This is a genomic window from Arthrobacter sp. D1-29 (assembly GCF_054130585.1).
In genome coordinates this window covers 752,911-775,943 of the sequence record NZ_CP096383.1, presented here as the reverse complement: position 1 = coordinate 775,943, position 23,033 = coordinate 752,911, and the positions used below count along the sequence as shown (strand labels likewise).

Annotated in this window: 20 protein-coding genes; 13 read left to right on the top strand and 7 right to left on the bottom strand. The window is 64.4% G+C overall.

Going from position 1 to position 23,033, the window contains the following annotated elements:
- Positions 1–156: 156 nt before the first annotated feature.
- Genes M1E17_RS03725 through M1E17_RS03715 form a run of 3 tightly spaced genes read left to right on the top strand, consistent with a single transcriptional unit; the run spans position 157 to position 3,273 of the window.
- A complete protein-coding gene (locus tag M1E17_RS03725) occupies positions 157–825 on the top strand; it encodes a response regulator transcription factor (RefSeq protein ID WP_457967554.1) in 669 nt (222 codons plus the stop codon).
- Positions 822–2,258, top strand: coding sequence for a sensor histidine kinase (locus tag M1E17_RS03720; RefSeq protein ID WP_457965541.1), 1,437 nt, complete (start codon positions 822–824; stop codon positions 2,256–2,258). Before M1E17_RS03725 ends, M1E17_RS03720 begins: the two co-directional genes overlap by 4 nt.
- Positions 2,251–3,273, top strand: coding sequence for a TAXI family TRAP transporter solute-binding subunit (locus M1E17_RS03715; protein WP_457965540.1), 1,023 nt, complete (start codon positions 2,251–2,253; stop codon positions 3,271–3,273). Before M1E17_RS03720 ends, M1E17_RS03715 begins: the two co-directional genes overlap by 8 nt.
- Positions 3,274–3,361: 88 nt before the next feature.
- Here M1E17_RS03715 and M1E17_RS03710 read toward each other — a convergent pair whose 3' ends face one another.
- Together M1E17_RS03710 and M1E17_RS03705 are read right to left on the bottom strand one after the other, a co-directional pair.
- Positions 3,362–4,672 (bottom strand): Nramp family divalent metal transporter, encoded by a 1,311-nt coding sequence (locus M1E17_RS03710; protein ID WP_457967552.1) that lies wholly within the window; start codon positions 4,670–4,672, stop codon positions 3,362–3,364.
- Between the two features lie 367 nt (positions 4,673–5,039).
- Positions 5,040–6,554, bottom strand: coding sequence for a helix-turn-helix domain-containing protein (locus M1E17_RS03705; RefSeq protein ID WP_457965539.1), 1,515 nt, complete (start codon positions 6,552–6,554; stop codon positions 5,040–5,042).
- Between the two features lie 153 nt (positions 6,555–6,707).
- Here M1E17_RS03705 and aceA point away from each other — a divergent pair, with 153 nt between their 5' ends.
- From aceA to M1E17_RS03690, 3 genes are all read left to right on the top strand, one after another.
- The gene (gene aceA, locus M1E17_RS03700; protein ID WP_457965537.1) at positions 6,708–8,054 is read left to right on the top strand and encodes an isocitrate lyase; all 1,347 of its coding nucleotides are present in this window, start codon (positions 6,708–6,710) and stop codon (positions 8,052–8,054) included.
- 101 nt (positions 8,055–8,155) lie between these two features.
- Positions 8,156–9,808, top strand: a complete 1,653-nt coding sequence (gene aceB / locus M1E17_RS03695) for a malate synthase A (RefSeq protein ID WP_457965536.1) — start codon at positions 8,156–8,158, stop codon at positions 9,806–9,808.
- Positions 9,809–10,086: 278 nt separating this feature from the next.
- On the top strand, positions 10,087–11,046 hold the full coding sequence (locus M1E17_RS03690) for a D-2-hydroxyacid dehydrogenase family protein (protein WP_457965535.1): 960 nt from the start codon (positions 10,087–10,089) through the stop codon (positions 11,044–11,046).
- Between the two features lie 73 nt (positions 11,047–11,119).
- On the opposite strand, the gene M1E17_RS03685 is transcribed toward M1E17_RS03690, so the two are convergent.
- On the bottom strand, positions 11,120–12,331 hold the full coding sequence (locus M1E17_RS03685; protein WP_457965533.1) for an ROK family transcriptional regulator: 1,212 nt from the start codon (positions 12,329–12,331) through the stop codon (positions 11,120–11,122).
- A gap of 139 nt (positions 12,332–12,470) precedes the next feature.
- Between M1E17_RS03685 and M1E17_RS03680 the strand changes: the two genes are divergently transcribed.
- From M1E17_RS03680 to M1E17_RS03665, 4 genes are read left to right on the top strand one after another with little or no spacing between them, the layout of a single operon-like run.
- On the top strand, positions 12,471–13,223 hold the full coding sequence (locus M1E17_RS03680) for a sugar phosphate isomerase/epimerase family protein (RefSeq protein WP_457965532.1): 753 nt from the start codon (positions 12,471–12,473) through the stop codon (positions 13,221–13,223).
- On the top strand, positions 13,220–14,338 hold the full coding sequence (locus tag M1E17_RS03675) for a Gfo/Idh/MocA family protein (protein WP_457965531.1): 1,119 nt from the start codon (positions 13,220–13,222) through the stop codon (positions 14,336–14,338). Before M1E17_RS03680 ends, M1E17_RS03675 begins: the two co-directional genes overlap by 4 nt.
- Positions 14,339–14,398: 60 nt before the next feature.
- Positions 14,399–15,625, top strand: coding sequence for a Gfo/Idh/MocA family protein (locus M1E17_RS03670; protein WP_457967550.1), 1,227 nt, complete (start codon positions 14,399–14,401; stop codon positions 15,623–15,625).
- A gap of 1 nt (position 15,626) precedes the next feature.
- A complete protein-coding gene (locus M1E17_RS03665) occupies positions 15,627–16,622 on the top strand; it encodes a sugar phosphate isomerase/epimerase family protein (protein ID WP_457965530.1) in 996 nt (331 codons plus the stop codon).
- A 71-nt stretch (positions 16,623–16,693) separates the two neighbouring features.
- Here the strand turns inward: M1E17_RS03665 and M1E17_RS03660 are convergent, their stop codons facing one another.
- Positions 16,694–17,881, bottom strand: coding sequence for an IS30 family transposase (locus M1E17_RS03660; RefSeq protein WP_457962543.1), 1,188 nt, complete (start codon positions 17,879–17,881; stop codon positions 16,694–16,696).
- A 172-nt stretch (positions 17,882–18,053) separates the two neighbouring features.
- Complete coding sequence (locus M1E17_RS03655; protein ID WP_457967548.1) at positions 18,054–19,115, bottom strand: glycosyltransferase family 4 protein; 1,062 nt, start codon at positions 19,113–19,115, stop codon at positions 18,054–18,056.
- Between the two features lie 186 nt (positions 19,116–19,301).
- Here M1E17_RS03655 and M1E17_RS03650 point away from each other — a divergent pair, with 186 nt between their 5' ends.
- Positions 19,302–20,000, top strand: a complete 699-nt coding sequence (locus M1E17_RS03650; RefSeq protein WP_457965529.1) for a DsbA family oxidoreductase — start codon at positions 19,302–19,304, stop codon at positions 19,998–20,000.
- A 124-nt stretch (positions 20,001–20,124) separates the two neighbouring features.
- Positions 20,125–20,775 (top strand): TetR/AcrR family transcriptional regulator, encoded by a 651-nt coding sequence (locus M1E17_RS03645; RefSeq protein WP_457965528.1) that lies wholly within the window; start codon positions 20,125–20,127, stop codon positions 20,773–20,775.
- Between the two features lie 19 nt (positions 20,776–20,794).
- Here M1E17_RS03645 and M1E17_RS03640 read toward each other — a convergent pair whose 3' ends face one another.
- Positions 20,795–21,472 carry a LytR C-terminal domain-containing protein gene (locus M1E17_RS03640; protein ID WP_457965527.1) on the bottom strand — a complete coding sequence of 226 codons (678 nt, stop codon included), beginning with the start codon at positions 21,470–21,472 and terminating at the stop codon, positions 20,795–20,797.
- Complete coding sequence (locus M1E17_RS03635) at positions 21,465–21,764, bottom strand: type II toxin-antitoxin system VapB family antitoxin (protein ID WP_267277686.1); 300 nt, start codon at positions 21,762–21,764, stop codon at positions 21,465–21,467. The genes M1E17_RS03640 and M1E17_RS03635 overlap by 8 nt, the downstream gene beginning before the upstream one ends.
- Before the next feature lie 149 nt (positions 21,765–21,913).
- On the opposite strand from M1E17_RS03635, the gene M1E17_RS03630 reads away from it, so the two are divergent.
- Positions 21,914–22,840, top strand: coding sequence for a hypothetical protein (locus M1E17_RS03630; protein WP_457965526.1), 927 nt, complete (start codon positions 21,914–21,916; stop codon positions 22,838–22,840).
- Positions 22,841–23,033: the final 193 nt, after the last annotated feature.

The following is a 23,033-nucleotide window of genomic DNA, read 5'->3' as shown; positions in this document are numbered from 1 at the left end:
CGGGTGGCCGGTTCCGGCCCCGAAATTACGGCACAACCTATGCCGCGGGGCTTTTCCTAACACTTCCCTAGGTTTCGCCCCCGGCAGGGCGTGAAAGGAGGTAACCTCCAATGCGGGCAGGGATGCAAGTGCTCACCACGGGAAAAGGGACCAGCAATAGAAGTGCTCATCGTCGAGGACGACGACGCCATGGCGTCGGCACTTGCCGCAGCCGTCGGGTCCGCCGGCCACAAGGCAACCAGGGTGTCCCGGGGAGCTGACGCGCTGCTGGCCCACCGGCGGTTCGAGGTCATCCTCCTGGATCTTGGGCTCCCGGACATCGATGGCCTGGACGTACTCCGCAAGCTCCGCCAGGTCACTCACTGCCCGATTCTGATCCTGACTGCCCGCGACGACGAGCGGAGCGTGGTGCTGGGACTGCGGTCCGGAGCGGACGATTACCTGGTCAAGCCGGTGAAGCTCGTTGAGTTGCTGGCCCGGATCGAAGCTGTCACCAGGCGTGCGTTCCGCCAAGGCGCAGCGCCCCCACAAAGCATTGTGCTGGGAGACCTGGAGGTGGACGTTCACCGGCGCGTGGCCGCCCTCGGTTCACAGGTTCTGCCTCTGACGGCCACCGAGTTCGACCTGCTCGCGCTCCTGGCCCGCCATGCCGGATCAGTGGTCACCCGCGAACAGATCCTGGATGCGCTCTGGGGTGATGCTTTCCTTGCCTCCTCACGGTCCCTTGATGTGCACCTGACCGGGCTGCGGGCAAAGCTCCAGTTGCCCGGCTTTATCATCAACGTCCGTGGCGTGGGTTACCGGATCGAGGCGGATCCTGCATGAAGCTGCGGGTCCTGGGCGTCCTGAGCCTGCTGTCGGCACTCCTGGTCATCATTGTCTCCACTGTCATCCTGACCTCGGCCAGCCGGGAACTCACGCAGGAACTCCAAATCAACCGGGTCGCAGCCCTGAACAGGTTCGCCCAAGTGGCCTTCGATGCCGCGGGTGACGGCGACTCAAGTCAGCTGCAACGGGAGATGGACAGGTACTCGGAGCTCTACGGCGAGGGAATCCTGGTCCGCCTCCAAAATGCCACGTTGCGTTCCGGTGGCCTGAGCGAAGACAGGGCAGACGTCCGGGACGCCATCGCCAGCGCGAACCTGAACCTCAGCGACACCACCCTGGCCCCGCTTCAACCGTTCGGGACCGGCTCCGAGGTGATCTCCCGGTCCTTCGGAAGCGCCAGCCAGGTCCTGGGTGAGGCCGTTGTCGAAGTCAACCTGGACGCGGCCCGCCAGAAACTGCGGGACCGGTGGCTCGCCGTCGTGCTGGCGGCGTCGGCGCTCGGAGCGCTGCTCCTGTGGGGCGCAGCCCGCGTGACCGGATGGGTGTTGCGGCCTGTTCATCGCCTGAATTCGGCGGTGACTGAACTCGAAGCAACGGGACGGACAGCCCAGCTTCCGGACGACGGGCCTCCTGAGCTGAAGAAGCTGAGCCGCTCCTTCACCGCCATGGCGCGGACTGTCAGCGACAGTATTGCCTCGCAGCGGCAGCTGATTGCCGACACGTCACACCAGTTGCGCAATCCCGTGGGAGCCCTGCGGCTGAGGATCGATCTGCTCCAGCTGGAAGTGGATTCGGACCGTGAAAAGGCGGCCGCAGCGGGAGTTGTTGCAGAGCTGGAACGCGTCGAGGAGATCCTGGACGGCGTGCTCAGGCTGGCGGCCGCGGAACACCGGGCGTCGGAGGATTCTGCCAGGGGCACGCTGGGCCCGGCTTACGGCCGGAACGGGACGCTTATCGACCCCTTCCCGATCGTGGCGGACGAGGTGGAGCGGGCAATGCCTGCGGCGCGGCGGGCGGGTGCGGCGGTGGTGCTGGAAGAGCCGCCCAACTCGCCGGTGCAATTGGCCTGCAACCCCGAGGACCTGGCTCAAATGGTGGGTGAACTCCTGAACAACGCCATCAAATATGCCGACGGCGCCCGCGTCTCTGTTTCCGTCCGCGTCAGCTCTGGCGGCGTAATCATCGGGGTGTCCGACGACGGTCCCGGCCTGTCCGCCGACGAAAGGGCCGCCGCCACCACGCGGTTCTGGCGCTCGCCACGGCACCGGCTGGTCAGCGGCACCGGCCTGGGCATGACCATCGTGGCCAAACTCGCGGCGGCCAACGGCGGCCGGCTGTTCCTAGCCGAACGGTCACCGCATGGCCTGGACGCCCGCCTCGACTTTCCCCACCCCTCAGCGCGGGACGGCCAGGTGGGTCCGGATGAGTGAGGCACGCGCCCTCCCCTTTCTCCCCGCGCGGCGAACAGCCCTCAAAGCCGGGCTGGCAGCCGGACTGACCGGCCTGCTGCTGCCGGCACTCACGTCGTGCACATCGGAAAACCGGCCCGGGACAGTCACGGTAGCCGGCGGTGAGCAGGGCGGCTTCTACCTTGAGTTTTCAACCCTGCTCGCGGAAGCCCTCCAGCGCCACGGTGTGGCCCGCAACGCCACGGCACTGACTACCGGCGGCAGTCTGGACAACCTCGAGCATCTGCTGAGCGGCAAAGCCACCTTCGCCGTCGCACTCGCTGACGCCTCGGTCCAGCAGGCAGCGGCGGCAACCGGATCCGGCAACGGAATTGCCGCCGTCGGCAAGGTGTATGAAAACTATGTCCACTGCGTCGTGCGGCGGGACAGAGGCATCCGAACGTTCGTTGAACTGGCCGGCAGGACAGTCGCCGTGGGCCAGCCCGGCTCAGGGACGTCACTGACTACTCCCCGCCTCATCGAAGCCGCGGGGCTGACCCCCACTGCCGTTGGATCCGGCGCCGTGGGTCCGGCCGGCGGCCCGATCACGGTGCTTAACCTGGGGCTGAATGACGGGATTGCCGCACTCAGGGCAGGTTCCGTGGATGCGTTGTTCTGGTCCGGCGGGGTGCCCACGGCCGCCATCGCCGCTGCCCATCACGACGTGGGCTTGGCATTCCTCGATCTCTCCGCGCTGCTCCCGGCGCTGCGTTCCAGATACGGCCCCTATTACGACCGTGTGCTGATTCCTGAGGGCAGCTATGAGGGGACGCCGGCCGTGTGGACTGTGGGTGTGGCCAACCTTCTCCTGTGCCGGGATGACCTGGACGCCGGCACGGTCAGGAGGACCGTGGAACTGCTCGTGGGCCATGGCCAGGAACTCGTTCCGCGGTCCAGCCTGGGGGTTCAGTTCCTCAGCGCCGAATCACTCATTAACACAGCCGGCCTGCCGCTGCACCCCGCAGCCGCGGCCGCCTACAAGGCGCTGCACGGCTGATCGGAAACGCTTTCTCGAGTCCGACGGCGAGAGGTCCCGCCGTCGGACTCAAGCGTTATAGGGGGCTCAGCGCCTAAACCCCAAATCCCTAGGCGCCGAAAAGCGGCGAGAGGGAAGTCCAGAACTGCCGGATGCCCAGGATGACGAATAGCAGTGCGCAGCATCCCAACGCGATGTTGGTGGGCAGCTTGTTGGCCCAGACCCTGGGGATCCGCTTGCCGTTGAGCAGGCCCAGCAGTGTCAGTGCCAGGAACGGCATAAACAGCGAACCCAGAGCGCCATAGGCCAGGATAAGGCCGATGGGCTGGCCCAGAGCGAAGAGGATCATGGGCGGGAACGTGAGCCACAGGATGTAGAACTTGAAGTATTTTCCACCCACGCGGGTATCGGGGTGGCCTGATTCCTTGCCCCGCATATTGCCCCAGAAATCGGCGAACATCAAGGAGACACCGTTCCAAACACCGATGATTGAGGAAAAGGAAGCGGCCCAGAAGCCGACGAGGAACCCGGTACCAACGACATCGCCATACTCCGCTTTAAGGACGCCATAAAGATCCAGCAGGCCTTCGTCGCTCGCACTGAGGGAAACACCTGCGGAGCGGACTACCTCGGCGCCCACAATGAGCATGGCAACCACGAAGACACCGGTCATCACGTAGGCCATGGAGTTGTCGATCCGCATAACCTTCATCCACTTCGGCGTGTACCAGCCCTTCTCGCGCAGCCAGTACCCGTACGCGGCGAGCGTTATTGTGCCGCCCACTCCGCCAGCCAAGGCGAGCGTGTAGAAGATTGCGCCGTCGGTTGACGGGATCATGGGAATCAGCCCCGTGAGCATCTCCGGGATGTTCGGAGCGGCAATGATGGCCAGGCCCACCACAGTCACGAACATCAGTCCCACCAGCGCGGCGGTAATCTTCTCGAAGGTGGCGTATTTGCCCCACCACACCATCGCGAAACCGGCCAGGCCCATCAGGATGGCCCATGCCCAGAGGGGCAGGATGGGGAACACGGCCGCCAGCGGCAATGCCGCCGACGACATGGCCGTGGCTCCATAGACGAAGCCCCAGATCATGATGTAGGGCCCGAAGTACCAGGTGGTCCATTTTCCGAGGGAACGCCATCCCTCAAAGATCGTCTTTCCGGTTGCCAATGTGTACCGGCCGGCCCCTTCAACAAGGATGATCTTCAGGACCACACCAACAATGACGGCCCAGAACAGGCCGTAGCCGTACCGGGAACCGGCCACCAGGGTGGCCACCATGTCAGCGGCGCCCACGCCGGTGGCTGCAACCACCAGACCGGGCCCGATGATGCGCCATTTAGCGGGGCGGCCGCCGTCGTCGTCAATACGGTCAGCGTGGCTGACTCCGGACGGAACCTGCTGGTTTGCTGCCATCACCAGTTTGCTCCTTGGGGTGGTGCTGTCCATGGCATCGTTGCTCATGGCTCCTCCTCGACGTTGATTGACCCCTGAAAAGAGAGGACTCCAGTCAAGCTATGCGTGACTGGCGCCGCATCCAAGGCAACCCGGTGTTTCCTAACACTTCCTTAGGTTTCTGCGCCTGCACATCTGACAGTTTTGGCCCATTAATGGAAAGTTATCTCAATCATGAACGGCCCCACGGATCCCTGAACGGCATGGCGCCCAAACGCTACTGGGAAAACTGGACGCAAGAAAACCAATTAGCTATCGCATGGATACTGCACTGCCAACGGGGGCCCAACCACGGGAAACCTCCACATTAGGTGAGAGAGCGTTCAGGTTAGTTCCCTGAGTGCGCCTGCAGGAAGCTGTAGACCTCAGTCTCGTCCACGCCGGGGAACGCGCCCGGCGGCATGGCGGCGAGCAGGTGCGAGTGTGCCCGCGCCGAGGGCCACGCGTTGCCTGCCCATTCGGAGGCCAGCGAAGCAGGAGGACGCTTGCAGCAGCTCTCGTCCGGGCACGTTGACTTGGACCGCTCCGTGGTGTCCCGGCCGCGGAACCATTTCACATGGGCGTAAGGCACCCCCACCGACAGCGAGAATTCGCCGTTGGCCGAGCGCTCGGTCCTGGCGGTGCACCAGTAAGTCCCCGCCGGAGTGTCCGTGTATTGGTTGTACGCCCGGAACTTGTCCGGCACATCGAATACCACCCGTGACGTCCACTGCTTGCAGGACGGCTGGCCCTCAATGGCGCCGGTGTGGTCCTGCGGGAACGTCACGCCGTCGTTCTCATAGGCCTTGTAGATGATGCCGCTCTGGTGTGTCTTCTGGAAGTGCGTACGGATGTCCAGGTGCTGGGTGGCGAGGTTGGTGAACCGGTGCGCGGCCGTCTCGTAGGACACGGCAAAGGCATCACGGATGTCCTCGACGGCAATTTCCTTGGCCTGCTTCGCCTTCTGCAGAAACTCCACCGTGGCCTTCTCCGGGAGCATCAGCGCCGCGGCAAAGTAATTGGTGGCCACCCGCTGCATCAGGAAATCACCATAGTTTTTGGGCGTTTGGTGGCCCAGGACGTAGTGACCCAGGGCCTGCAGCAGCACCGAACGGGGGTCGTGGTCAGTCCGCTGGTTCTGCGTGAGATAAATTCTGTGATTCTTAAGATCGGTCACCGAACGCGTTGAATGCGGCAAATCGCCCACATGATGGAGGCTGAATCCGAGGTGCGCGGCGATGTCCGCGATCACGTGCTGGGACAGCGGACCGGTGGTGTGCCCGACGGTCGCCAGCACCTTCTGGGCCTCCGCCTCATACTCGGGAAAGTAGTTGTTCCGCTTCCGCATCATGGCCCTCAGCTCACCGTTGGCGCGGCGGGCCTCCTCCGGGGTGGCGATCTGCTCGTTCAGCTTGCGTTCCAGCTCATGCTGCAGGCCCACCATCGACTCGAGCACATCCATCGGAAGCCGTGAGCTGATGCGGATTTTCGGCAGGTTCAGCGATTCGTAAATAGGGCTTCGCTGGTACCGTTCCAGCTCGATTTCCAGCGCTGCCCTGCGGTTAGGCGGGTCCGCGCCGAGGAGCTGGTCAATGCCAACATTCAGGGCGGCGGCGAGTTGCTGAAGAAGTCCCAGTTTGGGCTCCCGTTTGCCGTTTTCAATCAGGCTGAGTTGGCTGGGAGCGGTTCCGACGGCGGCGCTCAAGTCATCCAGCGTCAGGCCCGCGGCCTTGCGCAGGTGACGGACCCGCCGGCCAAGGCTGATCACATCCAGTTCCGGGGCGGCAGTGCTCGACGGCGGCGGGGCGGCTTTGCGGTTCCAGCTTGAAGGCGACATTTCTTGAGGATACGCGAAGAAGTGCATTTCTTTCCATGCTTTTCCCCTATTGAAAGGGTTGGAAGTGCTGAAAAGTAGTGATCACGGAAAGAAACACCGCACCGGGGAAGCCGGCAGGACTGCAAAGGCGCAGCTCCTGCCGGCATGAACCACCCCGGCGCTCAATCAAGGAGATCAACGATGACTGCAGCATTTGAGCCTACCCAGCAGCCGTCCGCCCAGGACACAGCAAACACGCAGGCGGCCGCCCTGGAGCTCGAGTGGGCCGCCAACCCGCGCTGGGAAGGTGTGGCCCGGGACTACAAGGCCTCCGACGTCGTCCGCCTCCGCGGCCGTGTCTCCGAAGAGCACACTCTTGCCCGCCGCGGTTCGGAGAAGCTCTGGAAGCAGCTCACCGAGGAGCACAAGACCGGAGGTTACACCAACGCCCTGGGCGCCCTGACCGGAAACCAGGCCGTGCAGCAGGTCAAGGCCGGACTCCGCGCCATTTATCTCTCAGGCTGGCAGGTTGCCGCCGACGCCAACAACTCCGGCCACACCTACCCGGACCAGTCGCTGTACCCGGCCAACTCGGTCCCCACCGTGGTCCGCCGGATCAACAACGCCCTGCTGCGCGCTGACCAGATCGAATTCGCGGAGGGCATTCAGACCGTTGAGGACTGGATGGTTCCGATCGTCGCCGATGCCGAGGCCGGCTTCGGCGGGCCGCTGAACGCCTACGAGCTCATGAAATCCATGATCCAGGCCGGCGCCTCGGGTGTGCACTGGGAAGACCAGTTGGCCTCGGAGAAGAAGTGCGGCCACCTCGGCGGCAAGGTCCTGATCCCCACCCAGCAGCACGTCCGCACCCTGAATGCCGCCCGCTTGGCAGCCGACGTCGCCGGCACGCCCTCGGTGGTCATCGCCCGCACCGACGCCGAGGCAGCAACCCTGATCACCTCCGACGTCGATGAGCGGGACCAGGAATTTATCCTCCGCGAAGGGGGCCAGCCGGTTCGTACCGCGGAGGGCTTCTACAAGGTCCGCAACGGCATCGAACCCTGCATCGCCCGAGCTAAGGCCTACGCCCCCTACTCCGACCTGATCTGGATGGAAACCGGCACCCCGGACCTGGAACTGGCCCGCAAGTTCGCCGAAGCCGTCAAGGCCGAGTTCCCGGACCAGATGCTCTCCTACAACTGCTCACCGTCGTTCAACTGGCGCAAGCACCTGGACGACGCCACCATCGCCAAGTTCCAGCGTGAACTCGGCGCCATGGGCTTCACGTTCCAGTTCATCACCCTGGCCGGATTCCACGCCCTGAACTACTCGATGTTCGACCTCGCCCACGGCTACGCCCGGGAAGGCATGAGCGCCTACGTCGAGCTCCAGGAAAAGGAATTCGCCTCCGAATCCCGCGGCTACACCGCAACCAAGCACCAGCGCGAAGTCGGAACCGGCTACTTCGACGACATCGCTACTGCGCTCAACCCGAACGCCTCCACCCTCGCATTGGTCGGATCGACCGAAGAGGGCCAGTTCCACTAACCCCCGCCTTTCCCACCCGTTGCTCTATCACTTGTGGTCCTCATTCGCCGCCTTTAGGGACTCCGAGTGATAGAGCAACGGGATATTCAAGGAGATTTGAAATGAACTCTTTTACTGACAGCTTCACCATCAATGGCATTACCCTGACTGCCCAGCCCATTTGCCGGCAGGACGAGGTTCTTACTCCGGACGCCTTGGAGTTCGTTGCGAGGCTGCACCGGGCCACTGCTGAGCGGCGGCAGGAACTGCTGCAGGCACGGCGGACCCGGCGGGCCGAGATCGCTTCCGGGCAGGATCCACGGTTCCTCCGGGAGACCGAGGATATCCGCAACGATCCTTCATGGCGGGTCGCTCCGCCGGCGCCTGGGTTGGAGGACCGCCGGGTGGAGATCACCGGCCCCGTTGACAAGAAGATGGCCATCAACGCCCTGAATTCCGGGGCGAAGGTCTGGCTGGCGGACATGGAGGACTCCTCCACCCCCACTTGGCGGAACGTGATCAAGGGCCAGCTGAACCTGACCGACGCCCTGGAACGGCGGATCGACTTCACCAGCCCGGAGGGCAAGGAATACCGGCTCCGCCCCGCCGTCGAACTGCCCACTATCGTGGTCCGTCCCCGTGGCTGGCACCTGCCGGAAAAGCACATGCTGATCGACGGCGCTCCCGTGGCCGGCGGCATCGTGGACTTCGGGCTGTACTTCTTCCACAACGCCCGCCGCCTGATCGCCCAGGGCAAGGGCCCCTACTTTTACCTGCCCAAGATCGAAAACCACCTCGAAGCGCGGCTCTGGAACGACATCTTCATTCTCGCCCAGGACCTGCTCGGCATCACGCAGGGCACCATCCGCGCCACCGTGCTGATCGAAACCATCACCGCGGCCTTCGAGATGGAAGAAATCCTCTACGAACTGCGCGACCACGCTGCCGGCCTGAACGCCGGCCGCTGGGACTACATCTTCTCCCTGATCAAGAACTTCCGCACCCGCGGCCCCCGGTTCGTCCTGCCGGACCGCGCACAGGTCACCATGACCCAGCCGTTTATGCGTGCCTACACCGAACAGCTTGTGCGTGCCTGCCATAAGCGCGGCGCCATGGCCATCGGCGGGATGGCTGCGGCAGTTCCCAACCGCAAGGACCCTGAAGCGAACGCCAACGCTCTCGAAAAGGTCCGGGCAGATAAAACCCGCGAGGCCAACGACGGCTTCGACGGCTCCTGGGTTGCCCACCCGGACCTGGTTCCGGTCTGCCGTGAGGTGTTCGATTCCATCCTCGGTGAGCGTCCCAACCAGCTGGACCGCAGCCGGGAAGACGTGACTCCTGATGACCGCGCCCTCATCAACGTGGCCGCCACTGAGGGCACCATCACAGAACAGGGCATCCGGAACAACATCGAAGTCGGGATCCGATACATCGAATCCTGGCTCCGCGGCAACGGCGCCGTCGCCATCCACAACCTCATGGAAGACGCCGCCACCGCCGAGATCTCCCGCTCCCAGCTCTGGCAGTGGATGTACGCCCGGGCCATCACCGACCACGGCGAAATCATCAGCCATCACTGGATCGAAGAACTCCTCGACGAGGAATTCGCCCGGCTGGAACGCTTCGACGGCGACCGCTTCGAAGACGCCCGCGACATCTTCGAAGAAGTGACGATGGCCCGGGACTTCCCGTCCTTCCTCACCCTCCCCGCCTACGCGCGGTACCTGACGGAAGCCCGTGAAAAGGCAAGCCAGGAGGAACTCGCCGCCGCCTAGTCAGCGGCAAAGACTTCCGTCTGCCGGGCCAGCACCGTTCGCAACAGGAACCCCGAAATCCGGGGCGCCGGCCCGGCAACGGAACGCATCAAAGCGCGAACTGGCAGCTAATAGCCCCAAAACCAAGTTTTGAGGGCTTTAGCTGCCAGTTCGCGCCGTTGTTGGGGGCCCCAAGTGTTCGTTCGCGCTCACTGCTGGGACACCCTTTGCGGCAGGCAGTGATAGTCCCGGGCTGGCATACGATAAGCATCACGCCACTGACGGACGAAGGAGCAGACATGGAGCACCGGCTTGCCATTCTGGATGACTACCAGGATGTGGCGCACGGCTTCGCCGACTGGACTGCCCTTGAGAAAGAGGGTGTGTCCGTCACCGTCTTCCGGGAGCCCTTCACGTCCCAGGAAGCGCTGGTGGCCGCGCTGGCCGGTTATTCCATTGTCATCGCCATGCGCGAGCGGACTCCGTTTCCCCGCCCGGTCATGGAAAAGCTGCCCGCGCTGAAGCTCCTGGTCACTACCGGGATGGCTAATGCAGCCATCGATGTGGCTGCCGCCGAAGATCATGGCATCACGGTATGCGGGACGCCAGGATCACCTACAGCAGCACCGGAACTCACCTGGGCCCTGCTGCTGGCCATTGCCCGGAACCTCCCTGCCGAAGACAACTCGATGCGTGCCGGGGCATGGCAGAGCACCGTGGGGTTTGAACTGGCCGGCAAGACCCTGGGCATCGTGGGGCTTGGCAAGATCGGCCGCAGAATTGCAGCCTACGGCCAGGCGTTTGGCATGGACGTGCTGGCCTGGAGTGAGAACCTGACCGATGAGGCCGCCGCCGACGCGGGAGTCCGGAGGGTGAGCAAGGACGATCTCTTTCGAAGCGCAGATGTGGCCACCCTTCACCTGCGGCTGTCCCCTCGATCGGAAGGCACGGTTGGTGAGCGGGAGCTGCGGCTACTGGGACCCGAAGGGATCCTGGTGAACACTGCCCGCGGCCCGCTGGTTGACCAGGACGCCCTGATCCGTGCGCTGACGGAGGGCTGGATCCGCGGCGCCGCCCTGGACGTGTTTGACCAGGAACCGCTGCCGGCGGCCCACCCGATCCTCGCCGCCCCCAACACTGTCCTGTCGCCACACCTGGGTTATGTCACACGGGAAAGCTACCGGCAGTTCTATGGCGGCGCCTTCGAGGACGTCAACGCCTGGCTGGCAGGCTCACCCATCCGGGTGATCCCCGCCTGAGAAGAAATCCGTGTGAGAAGAAATCCGTGTGGTCCCGGCCTGACATGGAACGTGAAAGCAGAAAGACCCTTTTTTAACCGGTCGCCTGTAGCGTGGACTCAATAGCCGCCGGTGACAACACATGCTGGATGACCATTTGGCTCGCGCCGAAAACCGCGGCCTGGTCCCCCGCCCTGGACGGGGCAATCCGCAAGTGGGTTGTAGCCAACGGAAGCGAGCGCCGGTAGACAACTTCCCGGACCCCCGCCATCAAATGCTCTCCCGCCTGGCCCAGGCTTCCGCCAATGACAATGACAGACGGGTTCAGCAGGTTCACTACGGTGGCCAGCACATCCCCCACATCCCGCCCGGCCTGGCGCAAGGCCTGGATGGCCGGCAGGTTGCCCTCCGCCACAAGGCGCAGCACGTCGCTGCCCTTCGAGGCAGGCACTCCCTGACGCGTGAGTTCCGCGGCAAGCGCCGGGCCGGACGCGAGCGCTTCCAGGCAGCCGTAGTTCCCGCACCGGCAGAGCACATCGTCTCCGCGGGGAACGCGGACATGGCCAAGATCGCCGGCGGTACCGTTGGCCCCGCGCTGCAGCTCGCCGTTGCTGATGATGCCTGAACCGATCCCCGTGGCAACCTTGATAAACACAAAATCCTGGTGCTCCGGCCAATGCGCACTGCGCTCGCCCAGAGCCATGATGTTCACGTCGTTGTCCACCAGGACAGGCCCCGGCAGGGAACGCTGGACATAGCGGACCACGTCGAACCCGTCCCATCCCGGCATGATGGGCGGCTTCACGGGCCTTCCGGTGGCATGCTCCACGGGACCCGGTAAACCGATCCCGACGCCGGCAAGGACATTGATGCTCCGGCCAGCCTTTGCCAGGAGCGAGAGCCCTTCCGTCACCACCCGATCCAAAACGGTTTCCGGGCCGTCGGCAACGTCCTGCACCAGGCGCTGTTCCGCCAGGACTGCTCCACTGAGATCGGTGACGGCCACGATGACATGGGTAGCCCCGACGTCCACGGCAAGGACGGCACGTGCCGCCGGGTTGAAGGCAAAGCGCGACGGCGGCCTGCCGCCGCTTGAGTTCGCCTCCCCCGCCGCGGCAATAAGGCCGGAGGCGATGAGTGCGTCGATGCGTGCAGCGACGGTGGAACGGGCGAGGCCGGTTGTCACGGCCAGTTCGGCCCGGGTCCGGGCCTGGCCGTCGCGGAGGAGCTGGAAGAGGTCACCGGCGCGCGCCAGATTGCCGCCGATATCAGGGTTGGCAGGCACGGTCCGGGAGGTAAGGCTCATTGTTTATGGATAACACACGATTCTTCTGCTTGTCACCCCGAAGTAAGATGGACGGCTATCATTCAACTTATGCTTGACGATCGGCAAAAGTGGTTCTAGCTTTAGGGGAAACCAACTGCACTTCAGGAGAACCAGGAATATGACCTATTCACTTCAGCTCTACACACTGCGCGATGCCATCCAGGAGGACCTTGCCGGGACCATCAGGAGGGTCGCGGAGATTGGTTTCACGCAGGTGGAACCGTACAACTTTGTGGCCACGGCCAAGGAACTCGGTGCGGCGCTGCGGGAGAACGGCCTGACCGCGCCGTCCGGCCACGCCCCGCTGCTCAGCCAGGACCAGGACCAAATCTTTGCCGCGGCGAAGGAACTGGGCATCAGCACGGTGATTGATCCGTTCATCCCGGCCGGGCGCTGGCAGCAGGCCGAGGACATCCAGGCCACCGCGGCAGCCCTCAACGCCGCCGCAAAGAAGGGTGCCGAATACGGCATCCGGGTGGGCTACCACAACCACCAATGGGAACTGGAGTCCATGGTCGAGGGCCGCACCGCCCTGGAATACTTTGCAGACCTGCTGGATCCTGAGCTGGTCCTGGAGGTGGACACCTACTGGGTGGCCGTCGGCGGACAGGACCCGGTAGAGATCCTCAGCAAACTCGGTGACCGGGTGAAGTTCATCCATATCAAGGACGGCCCGCTGACTGCCGACACGAAAGCCCAGCAGCCCGCTGGCCAGGGCAAGGTCCCGGTCCTGGACGTCATCGCCGCCGCCGCCTCCCTGGAAGTGGGCGTAGTGGAGTTCGACGACTACGCCGGCGACATCTTCGATGGCATCGCCCAAAGCCTGGCCTACCTCCAGACGGCGGCCGTGAACGCAGGAGAGCTGGCATGACCGGCGCAGGCACCAGCCGCGGCCCGGTGGGCGTCGCCGTGATCGGCGCCGGGAACATCAGCAAGGCCTACCTGGACAACCTCACCGCGTTCCCGGACCTGAAAGTCCACGTCATCGCAGACCTCTTCGAAGACACGGCCCTCGCAAGGGCGAAGGAATACGGCATCCCCGAATCCGGCGGCGTGGACGCGGCACTGAACCATCCCGACGTCGAAATCATCGTCAACCTCACCATCCCCGCAGCCCACGTGGAAGTCGCCACCGCAGCGGTCAACGCCGGCAAACACGTCTGGACCGAGAAACCCTTCTCCCTGGACCGCGAATCCGGGCTCGGGCTGCTCAAGACCGCCGACGCCGCCGGAATCCGGCTCGGCTGCGCCCCCGACACGTTCCTCGGCGCCGGCCTGCAAACAGCCCTGCGCCTGATCCAGCGCGGCGACATCGGCATCCCGCTGACCGCCATGACCACCTTTCAGACCCCCGGCCCGGAATCCTGGCACCCCAACCCCGCGTTCCTCTTCCAGCACGGCGCCGGGCCGCTGTTCGACATGGGCCCGTACTACCTCACCACCCTGATCCAGGCCTTCGGCTCCATCCGGAAAGTCGCCGCCGTCGGCTCCAAAGCCAAAGAAACCCGCATCATCGGCTCCGGCCCCAAGACCGGCCAGGAGTTCACCGTCGAGGTACCCACCCACGTCTCCGCGATGGCCCAGTTCGAGAACGGCGCCTCCTCCCACAGCGTCTTCTCCTTCGAATCCCCCCGCCAACACATGGGCTTCGTCGAAATCACCGGCACCGAAGCCACCATCTCCCTGCCCGATCCGAACTACTTCGACGGCGACATCAAACTCTGGCGCGCCGGAGACGAAGACTGGACCACCATCCCCGCCACCGGCCCGGCAAACGGCCGCGGCATGGGCGTCCTGGACATGGCCCGCTCCCTCCGTGCCGGCGTCCAGCACCGCGCCACCGGCGACCTCGCCTATCACGTCCTGGACACCATGGTCTCCATCACCGAATCCATCGACTCCGGCACCTTCATCAACGTCGAAAGCACCGCCCCCGCCTCCCCGGCCCTCCCGGAGGACTGGGCACCGGAAACCAAAACACTCTAGGAATTGCACACCATGACCCCACAGGACCGGACCACCTACCGTCCGCACCCGGAACCCACCATGCCCTTACGCCGGGATGATCAGCCGCTGGGCGTGGCGATGGTTGGCTATGCCTTTATGGGCAAGGCCCATTCGAACGCCTGGCGGAATGTAGGCAGCTACTTTGATGTACCGGCCTTCGAGCAGAAGATACTCGTCGGCCGGGATGCCGCCGGAGTGAAGGAAGCCGCGGCGAAGTACGGCTGGGCCGAAACCGCGACGGACTGGCGCACCGTGATCGAACGGGATGACATCCACATTGTGGATATTTGCGCGCCGGGATGGCTGCACGCCGAGATCGCCACGGCGGCCCTGGAGGCCGGGAAGCACGTACTCCTGGAAAAGCCGCTCGCCAACACGCTGGCCGAGGCCGAAGCCATGACGGCTGCGGCCCAGGCTGCCCGGACACATGGTGTGCAGTCCATGGTGGGTTTCAACTACCGCCGCGTTCCGGCCCTGGCCCTGGCGAAGGAACTGATCGCCGAGGGCCGGCTGGGCGTCATCCGGCACGTACGCGCCGCCTACCTCCAGGACTGGCTCGCGGATGAGACGGCCCCCATGACCTGGCGGCTGAAGAAGGAAAGCGCCGGTTCGGGTGCTCTCGGGGACATCGCTTCGCACGCCATTGACCAGGTCATGTTCCTGCTCGGAGACAACGTCAGGGAGGTTTCGGGCCGGACACACACCTTCACTACCAGCCGTCCCGGGGCGGCTGGCCCGGAGGAAGTAACGGTCGACGACGCCGCCTGGGCCACGCTGTCCCTGGCCTCCGGGGCCATCGCCTCGGTGGAGGTTTCGCGCGTGGCCACCGGGCAGAAGAATTCACTGAAGCTGGAAGTTTACGGCGATAAGGGCTCCATCCTCTTTGATCTGGAGAACCTGAACGAACTCGGGTTCCTGGACGCCACGGCCCCCGTCCGCGAGCAGGGTTTCCGCCGGATCCTGGTCAACGAGCCTGAGCACCCCTACCTTGAGGCGTGGTGGCCGCAGGGCCACATCATCGGCTGGGAGCACACGTTCACCCACGAGATCCGTGACTTCCTGCTGGCCATCGACGGCGGAACCCAGCCCTCGCCGTCGTTCGAGGATGGCCTGGCCGTTCAGCGGGTCCTGGCGGCAATTGAAGAATCGTCCGCCGCGAAAGGTTCCATCATCAACGTTGCGCCGGCCACGGCTGAAACACCCACGACTGGCAAATTGCCCAGCAACATAGGCCCGTCCCAAACCGTCCCGACCGAAGGAGCCTGACATGCCCCGCCCGTACACCCTGTTCACCGGCCAGTGGGCCGACCTCCCGTTCGAGGAAGTCGCCCGCCTTGCCTCCGGCTGGGGCTATGACGGACTCGAAATCGCCGTCTCCGGCGACCACTTGGACGCCTGGCGTTGGGACGAGCCGGGCTACGTGGACTCCAAGCTCGCAGTCCTGGCAAAGTACAACCTCAAGGTCTGGGCCATCTCCAACCACCTGAAGGGCCAGGCGGTGTGTGATGACCCCATCGATTTCCGCCACGAGGGAATCGTCGGTGCCAAGGTGTGGGGCGACGGCGATCCCGAGGGCGTGCGCCAGCGTGCCGCCGAGGAAATGAAGCACACCGCCCGGCTCGCCAAGGCACTTGGCGTGGACACCGTCGTCGGGTTCACCGGCTCCTCCATCTGGCAGTACGTAGCCATGTTCCCGCCGGTCCCGGAGAAGGTCATTGACGCCGGCTATCAGGACTTCGCCGACCGCTGGAACCCCATCCTGGACGTCTTCGACGAATGCGGGGTCCGCTTCGCCCACGAGGTCCACCCCAGCGAGATCGCCTACGACTACTGGACCACCGTCCGCACCCTCGAGGCCATCGGCCACCGCGAGGCGTTCGGCCTGAACTGGGATCCGTCCCACATGATGTGGCAGGGCATCGATCCGGTCTCCTTCATCTGGGACTTCAAGGACCGGATCTACCACGTGGACTGCAAGGACACCAAGCTCCGCCCCACGGGCCGGAACACTGTCATGGGCTCCCACCTGCCGTGGGGTGATCCGCGCAGAGGCTGGGACTTCGTCTCTGCAGGCCGCGGGGATGTCCCTTGGGAATCGTCCTTCCGGGCCCTCGCCGCGATCGGCTATGACGGACCCATTTCGGTTGAATGGGAAGACGCCGGCATGGACCGTCTCCACGGCGCCCCCGAAGCCCTCGCCGCCCTCAAGAAATTCGGCTTCCCGCCGTCGAGCACTTCTTTCGACGCCGCCTTCAAGCAGTAACCTGAAGAGTTTTTGTCCAGATGTGGCGACTTTGCCAGGGGCAAAGTCAAGTGGTGAGAGCAACGCGCGGGTTATGCCGCTGTTTGCAGCAGCTGGTTTAGCCGGTTGGCTGGGGTTTGTAGGTTCAGGGTCGGCCTGGGCCGGCGGTTGAGTGTCGCGGCGACGCGGCGGAGGTCCTCCGGTGTGTGGGCCGAGAGGTCGGAGCCTTTCTCGAACCAGAACCTCAGGAGCCGGTTGGTGTTTTCGTTGGTGCCGCGCTGCCAGGGCGAGTGCGGGTCGCAGAAATACAGCGTGGTTTCCAAGGCTGTCTGGATCTTCGCGTAGCCTGCCAGTTCGGAGCCGCGGTCCCAGGTGATGGAGCGGCGCAGATGATCCGGGAGGTTCGCCATCTCCCGGATCATCGCTGCGGCGACGGTCTCGGCGCTGTGGTCCCCGGGCAGGTGCAGCAGGATCGTGAACCGGGTTGAGCGTTCCACGAGGGTGCCGATAGCGGTCCCGTCAGAACCGATGATCAGATCGCCTTCCCAATGCCCCGGGATGGCCCGGTCCTGGACTTCGGCGGGTCGTTCACTGATCTTGAACGCCTCTTTGTAGGGGCTGTTCTTGCGCCGGTCAGCGATGTGCGGGACGCGCTGTTTACGTTTCAGGCTGAGGTTTTCGGCCAGGTCTTTGCGCAGACTTCCGCGGGTTTGGACGTACAGCGCCTGGTAGATCGTCTCGTGGCTCACCTGCATAGTCTGGTCACCGGCGAAGTAAAACGCCAACATCGACGAGATCAGTTTCGGGCTCCACCCCTCATCCATCCAGAAGGCGATCAGCCGGCACAGGTCCTCGTCCTCGATGAGCTTGAAGGGCTTGGGCCGGCGCCGTGCCTGATGCGCCTTGGCGTGCGCAACTTTGGCGTGATACCTGCCGCCGGCGTCGGAGTTACGTTTCACCTCCCGCCAGATGACGGACCTGTCCCGGCCGACCGCTTTGCCAATCTGGGCGTAACCCATCCCGGCCTCCACGCCCATCTGGATCATCCCCCTCTCGGCTTCCGTCAACGTCCGCCCGCCCGGGCCTTCCGCACCCGGCGCCGGGTCCGCCAGACCGCCAACGACCCCCATCTTCACTTTCATCTGACCAGACTCGGCCCACCACTTCTTCCCGGTCCCGCGGGAGGCCGCGACACGCCGTGCAGCCTCGCTCACAGACGCGCCGGAGCACACCAGATCAAGAAAATCACCACGGACATTGGCAGGAAACAACTTCGGCATCAAACGCTCCATCATTCAGAGCGTTGCAACCACCATATGAATCTGCCAGGGTCAAAGTCGCCACAAATGGACAAAAATTCACAGGGCATGCCAGCCTCCGGTCCGCGGCGGAATCCGGCGCAGCGGGCGTCTGGCTGGGTGTCAACAGCCGAGCGCCGGCTGGGCCTGGCGCCTACTGGTTCTGGTACAAGGCAACAGGATTCGGCACCCCTGCAGCCGGCTTCCCTTCAAGGAGCTGTTCAAAAAGGGCAAGGTGGTCCGCAACCATCCGTTCGGCACTGAAGCGTTCCTGAACGCTGGCCCGGCACGCCGTCCTGTCCAGGCCCGCGGCCGCCGGAAGCAGTTCCGCCAGTTTGTCGGTGGCTGCCAGGTAGCCCGTCCGTCCGTGCTCCACTATCTCGGGGGCCGAACCGATGGGGGTACCCACCACCGGCGTGCCAGTGGCAAGGGATTCGATCATGACCAGGCCAAAGGGTTCTGACCACTGGATGGGATTAAGGAAGGCCATCGCTTCGCCCATCAGATGGTATTTTTCGGCGTCACCGATTTCGCCCACAAACTCCTCGTTGGATCCCAGCAGCGGTTTGATGACGTCGCGGAAATAGCGCAGTTCCTCGGCTTCGCGCATCTTGGCAGCGATTTTCAGCGGCATCCCCGCTTTCCGCGCCAGGTCGATGGCTTCCATGACTCCCTTGTCCGGACACATCCGGCCCACAAAGCACAGGTAGCCGCCACTCCCGCTGCCTGCCGGGACAGAGGAGAGGTCCATTCCATGATGGATCACCTTCGCTACCGGGATATCGGGAGCGCGGGAGGTCTGATCGTGGGAGATGGCGATGATGGAGGTGTTGGCGCTGGCGGCGCGGTAAATCTCCGCGACGGCGGGGGTGAGCAGTCCGTGGATGGTGGTGACCACCGGGGTCCCTTCCGGACGGAAGGGGCAGAACGGCCCGGCCAGGGTGTGGTCATGGATGATGTCCACGCCCTGCACACCCTTGTAGGCCTTAATGACGTGGCTCAGTTCCGAGACAGTTGTGCCCACTTCCTCGGGGTCGGACGGGGCCATGCCGGGAACGCGTGGTACCGGGCACTCGCTGTCGGAGGAGACGGCCAACAGGACCTCATGGCCTGCATCCACAAGCCCGCGTGCAAGGTGATCCACTACTCTTTCTATGCCGCCATAGGTGACCGGCGGTACAGGAATCCACGGTCCTGCAATCAGCCCTATCCGCATCCAGACCTCCAGGAGGGTGACAGGCCAGGCTCCCCCTGTGGCCAAGCGTCCAGTTAATTCCGAAAGGCCTCTGCATAACCTGTGCTTTGACTATGGTCCGAAAACGGTCCCAAAACAAGGCCAAAATGTGACGCAACCGACACTCCTCCCCGGAATGGCGGCCGGGACACGGGAGTTGAACCAGTCATGAAGATTGAGATCTGGTCAGACGTCGCGTGCCCGTGGTGCTACATCGGCAAGCGCCGGTTTGAGGCCGCCCTTGCCGAGTTCCCGCACCGGGACTCGGTGGACGTGCAATGGCGCAGCTACCAGCTGGATCCCACGCTCCCGGAACACTACGACGGCACCGAACTGGATTACCTGAGCACCCGGAAAGGGCTGGCGCCGCAACAGGTCAGGCAGATGTTTGACCATGTGGCCGCCCAGGCCCGCTCGGAAGGCCTGAACTACGACTTCGACAACGTTGTGGTCGCCAACAGCTTCACAGCCCACCGCCTGATTCGCCTGGCGGCAGCCCACGGCGCGCAGGACGCAGCCAAGGAGCGCCTGCTCAGCGACCATTTCGAACATGGCAAGGACATTGGCAGCCAGGAGTACCTGACCGCACTGGGCAAGGACCTGGGCCTGGATGCGGCCGAGGTGGCTGAGCTGTTCTCCACTGACAAGTACGCCGACGACGTCCGGCACGATTTCCAGGAAGCCCGCGCCCTGGGCGTCACGGGAGTCCCCTTCTTTGTGATCGACCGGAAGTTCGGCCTGTCCGGCGCCCAACCGGCTGAGACGTTCACCGCCGCCCTGAACCAGGCCTGGCAGGAAAGCCATCCGCTGGTCCTGGTCAACAACGCCAACGGCGACTCCTGCGGCCCGGACGGCTGCGCCGTCTGACACTGCGGAGTCTGACACTGGGCCGTCTGGCCTGCGCTGGCTGACACTGCACAGCACCTCCCGCGGCGCGCGAGCACGCAGTAGCAACTGCTGGTTTACTGACACACGGCGGTAAAGTGTCTGCATGCCCAGGATTTCGGCGGCCAGCAACGCCGCCCAACGCGCCGAGACACAGCGCCGCATCCTCACGGCATTCGGCGAGCTGCTCTTCACGCATGGGCTGCCCGGCCTGACCATGACCGACGTCGCCCGGCATGCCGGGGTGGGACGGACGGCGGTCTACAACTACTTCGCGGACATCGAAGAGCTGCTCATTGCGTATGCCCTGGATGAGACCGAACGGTTCCTCGCCGAACTGCGGGAGGCCCTGGACCGCCTGGATAACCCCGTGGAGCGGCTGGCGCTGTACGTGCGCTCACAGGTGGAGGACCTGAGCCGCCGCCACCTCCCGCCGGGGCCGGCCATGGCGGCGGTGATGTCGCCGTCCTCCTTCGCCAAACTGGCGGACCATGTTGGTGAGCTCAGCGTCCTGCTGCAGGGCATCCTGAGGGACGGCATGGAGCAGGGATATCTGCCGCTGGCCGATATCGCCGAGCAGGCGAAGCTGATCCACGGCACGCTGTCCTCCAGCGCCGCCCGTGGCAGCGATGAGCCCGGGGAACTTGAAACCCGGATCGCCCGGACGGTCCGTTTTATCCAGTTGGGTGCCGGAGCAAGGTTCGACGACGGCGGCCGTCCAGTCCGCGTCGGCCAGCTTCCCGCCGTGACCGGCTAGGCCCGTCCCGGCAGAAGCGTTAGGGCGTGGCGCCCGCCGTCGGGATGACGGGCCACTTGTCGTCATCGGCGATGCGCCGGCTTTCACGCGGGCAACTGAGCGTTCCGGGCGTCTGGTCCACGAGTTCCGCCGCCGCAAGTTCCTTGAAGTCTCCGGCGACGATCACATCCACGCTCGCGTCCGCGCGGTCGTCCTGGTAGTAGTCCGAACCAGGCAGGTTGCGCTGGACGCTAAAGGCCGCCGATTGGCCAGCCGCGCCCGACACCACAGCGGCAACGCCCTTGTAGCCGGCGTCGGTGTTGCCCACGGCCCCCACCACGAATTTCCGGGCCAGGAACTCATCGGCGACGGTCCGCGCCAGCCCGGGCCTGCTGGTGGAGTTGTAGACGTTGAGGTTGATCTTCTCGTTCGGGGTGTAGTCAAAAGTGGCTGTGGGACAGACCGAGGTGGGCTCCTCGCTGCTTTCGGCGGCCGGAATCTTCAACTGCCCGTTGATGATTGCCATCGCGGTGATGATTGCGGCGGCAATGAGCCCCAGGAGGAGAACCAGCACCACTCCGTGCAGGACCCGGCGGCGCAGCCGGACAGGGTTGTCCGGATCCGCTCCGGCCTCGAATGCGGCGCGAAGTTCGGAGCCGGTGACTACGTGATGGCCGTGCAGAACCGCGGGGTCCTTGGCCTTGGGCGTTCTAGCCATCTATGACCAGCACGCGGGCGTGGATGGCGGTGCGCTGGTGGAGGGCTGTGCGGACGGCCCGGTGCAGCCCGTCTTCCAGATACAGGGTTCCCTGAAACTGCACCACGTGTGGAAAGAGATCGCCGAAGAATGTGGAGTCCTCGGCAAGGAGCGCTTCAAGGTCCAGTGTCCGTTTTGTGGTCACCAGCTCGTCCAGCCTGACCGGGCGCGGCGGCAGCGCAGCCCACTCTTTGGGCGAACTGTATCCATGGTCGGGGTAAGGGCGGCCCTCGCCCACAGCTTTAAATATCACCCTGCCAGCCTAGGCAGCTTCCCAGTCCTAGAGGAAGATCAGGATCGTGGCGTGCCAAGGTTGTAGCCAAACGGTGACCATCTGTCACATCCCGGGGAGCTTCAGCCCCTGCCGCAGGTCCGCATGGTCCCGGCTGACACAATGGAGCCATGACTGCAACCGACTTTCCTGCCGGCACACCCGACGTCCGCCTGCCGTCCATGCCGCCCCTGGCACTCCTGCTCGACGTCGATGGTCCCGTGGCCAGCCCGGTGACCCGCGACGTGAAACCGGAAATTATCGCGGACCTGGTGGCGCTGGCCGCTGCCGGCATCCCCGTCATCTTCAACACCGGCCGCTCCGATGAGTTCATCCGGACCCAGGTGATGGAGCCGATGATCGCCGCCGGAATGCCCTCAGAGACAGTCATCCACGCCATCTGCGAGAAGGGTGCTGTGTGGTTCAGTTACACAGTGGCGGGACCCGGCCCCATCCACGTGGACCGGGAACTGGCAGTACCGAAGGCCTACGGGGATGACATACGAAGGCTGGTCGCTGAGGACTACGCCGCGCACATGTTCTTCGACGAAACCAAGCGCGCCATGGTGTCCGTGGAACAGCACGTCGAGGTGGCCAACTCCGATTACTTGGCGGAACAGAAGCTCTTCGATTCCGATGCCATGGACCTGATGGCGCGCCACGGCCTGGGTGTGGTTCGGCTGGAGCATCACGCGCCGAATTCCGAGGACCAAGTGGACTACCGGGTGGACCCCACCATCATCTCCACCGACATCGAATCCGTACGGCTGGGCAAAGACCTCGGCGCGAGCCGGGCAGTGGAACTTCTCGCCGCCCAAGGCATCACCCCGCAGGCCTGGCGCACGGTGGGAGATTCCCGGACGGACTACGCCATGGCAGACTGGCTTCACCACAACGACCACGCGGTGAAGCACGTAGACGTCCGTCCCGCGGACGGCGTCCCGGTGAAACCGTACGCGGTGCTAACGGCCGCTGATCTGGGACTGGCCGCCGACATAATTCACGACGACGCCGGCGGCGCGTTCCTGCGGGACTGGCTCGACGCACTGGTCAGCTGAGGCCCATTCCCGGCCAGTTGGCCCATTCGAAACCTGCTGTTTTCCGGGCCGGGCTATTATGCAGGGTAAGAACGCTTACTAATTAGCAGCACGGAGACAACCATTACAGAAGCACCGGTCCAGGACGAGATTTACTACGGCAGCCAGGCGTCCGTAGAAGCGCGCGTACACGCGGAGGTGACATCCCCGGCGG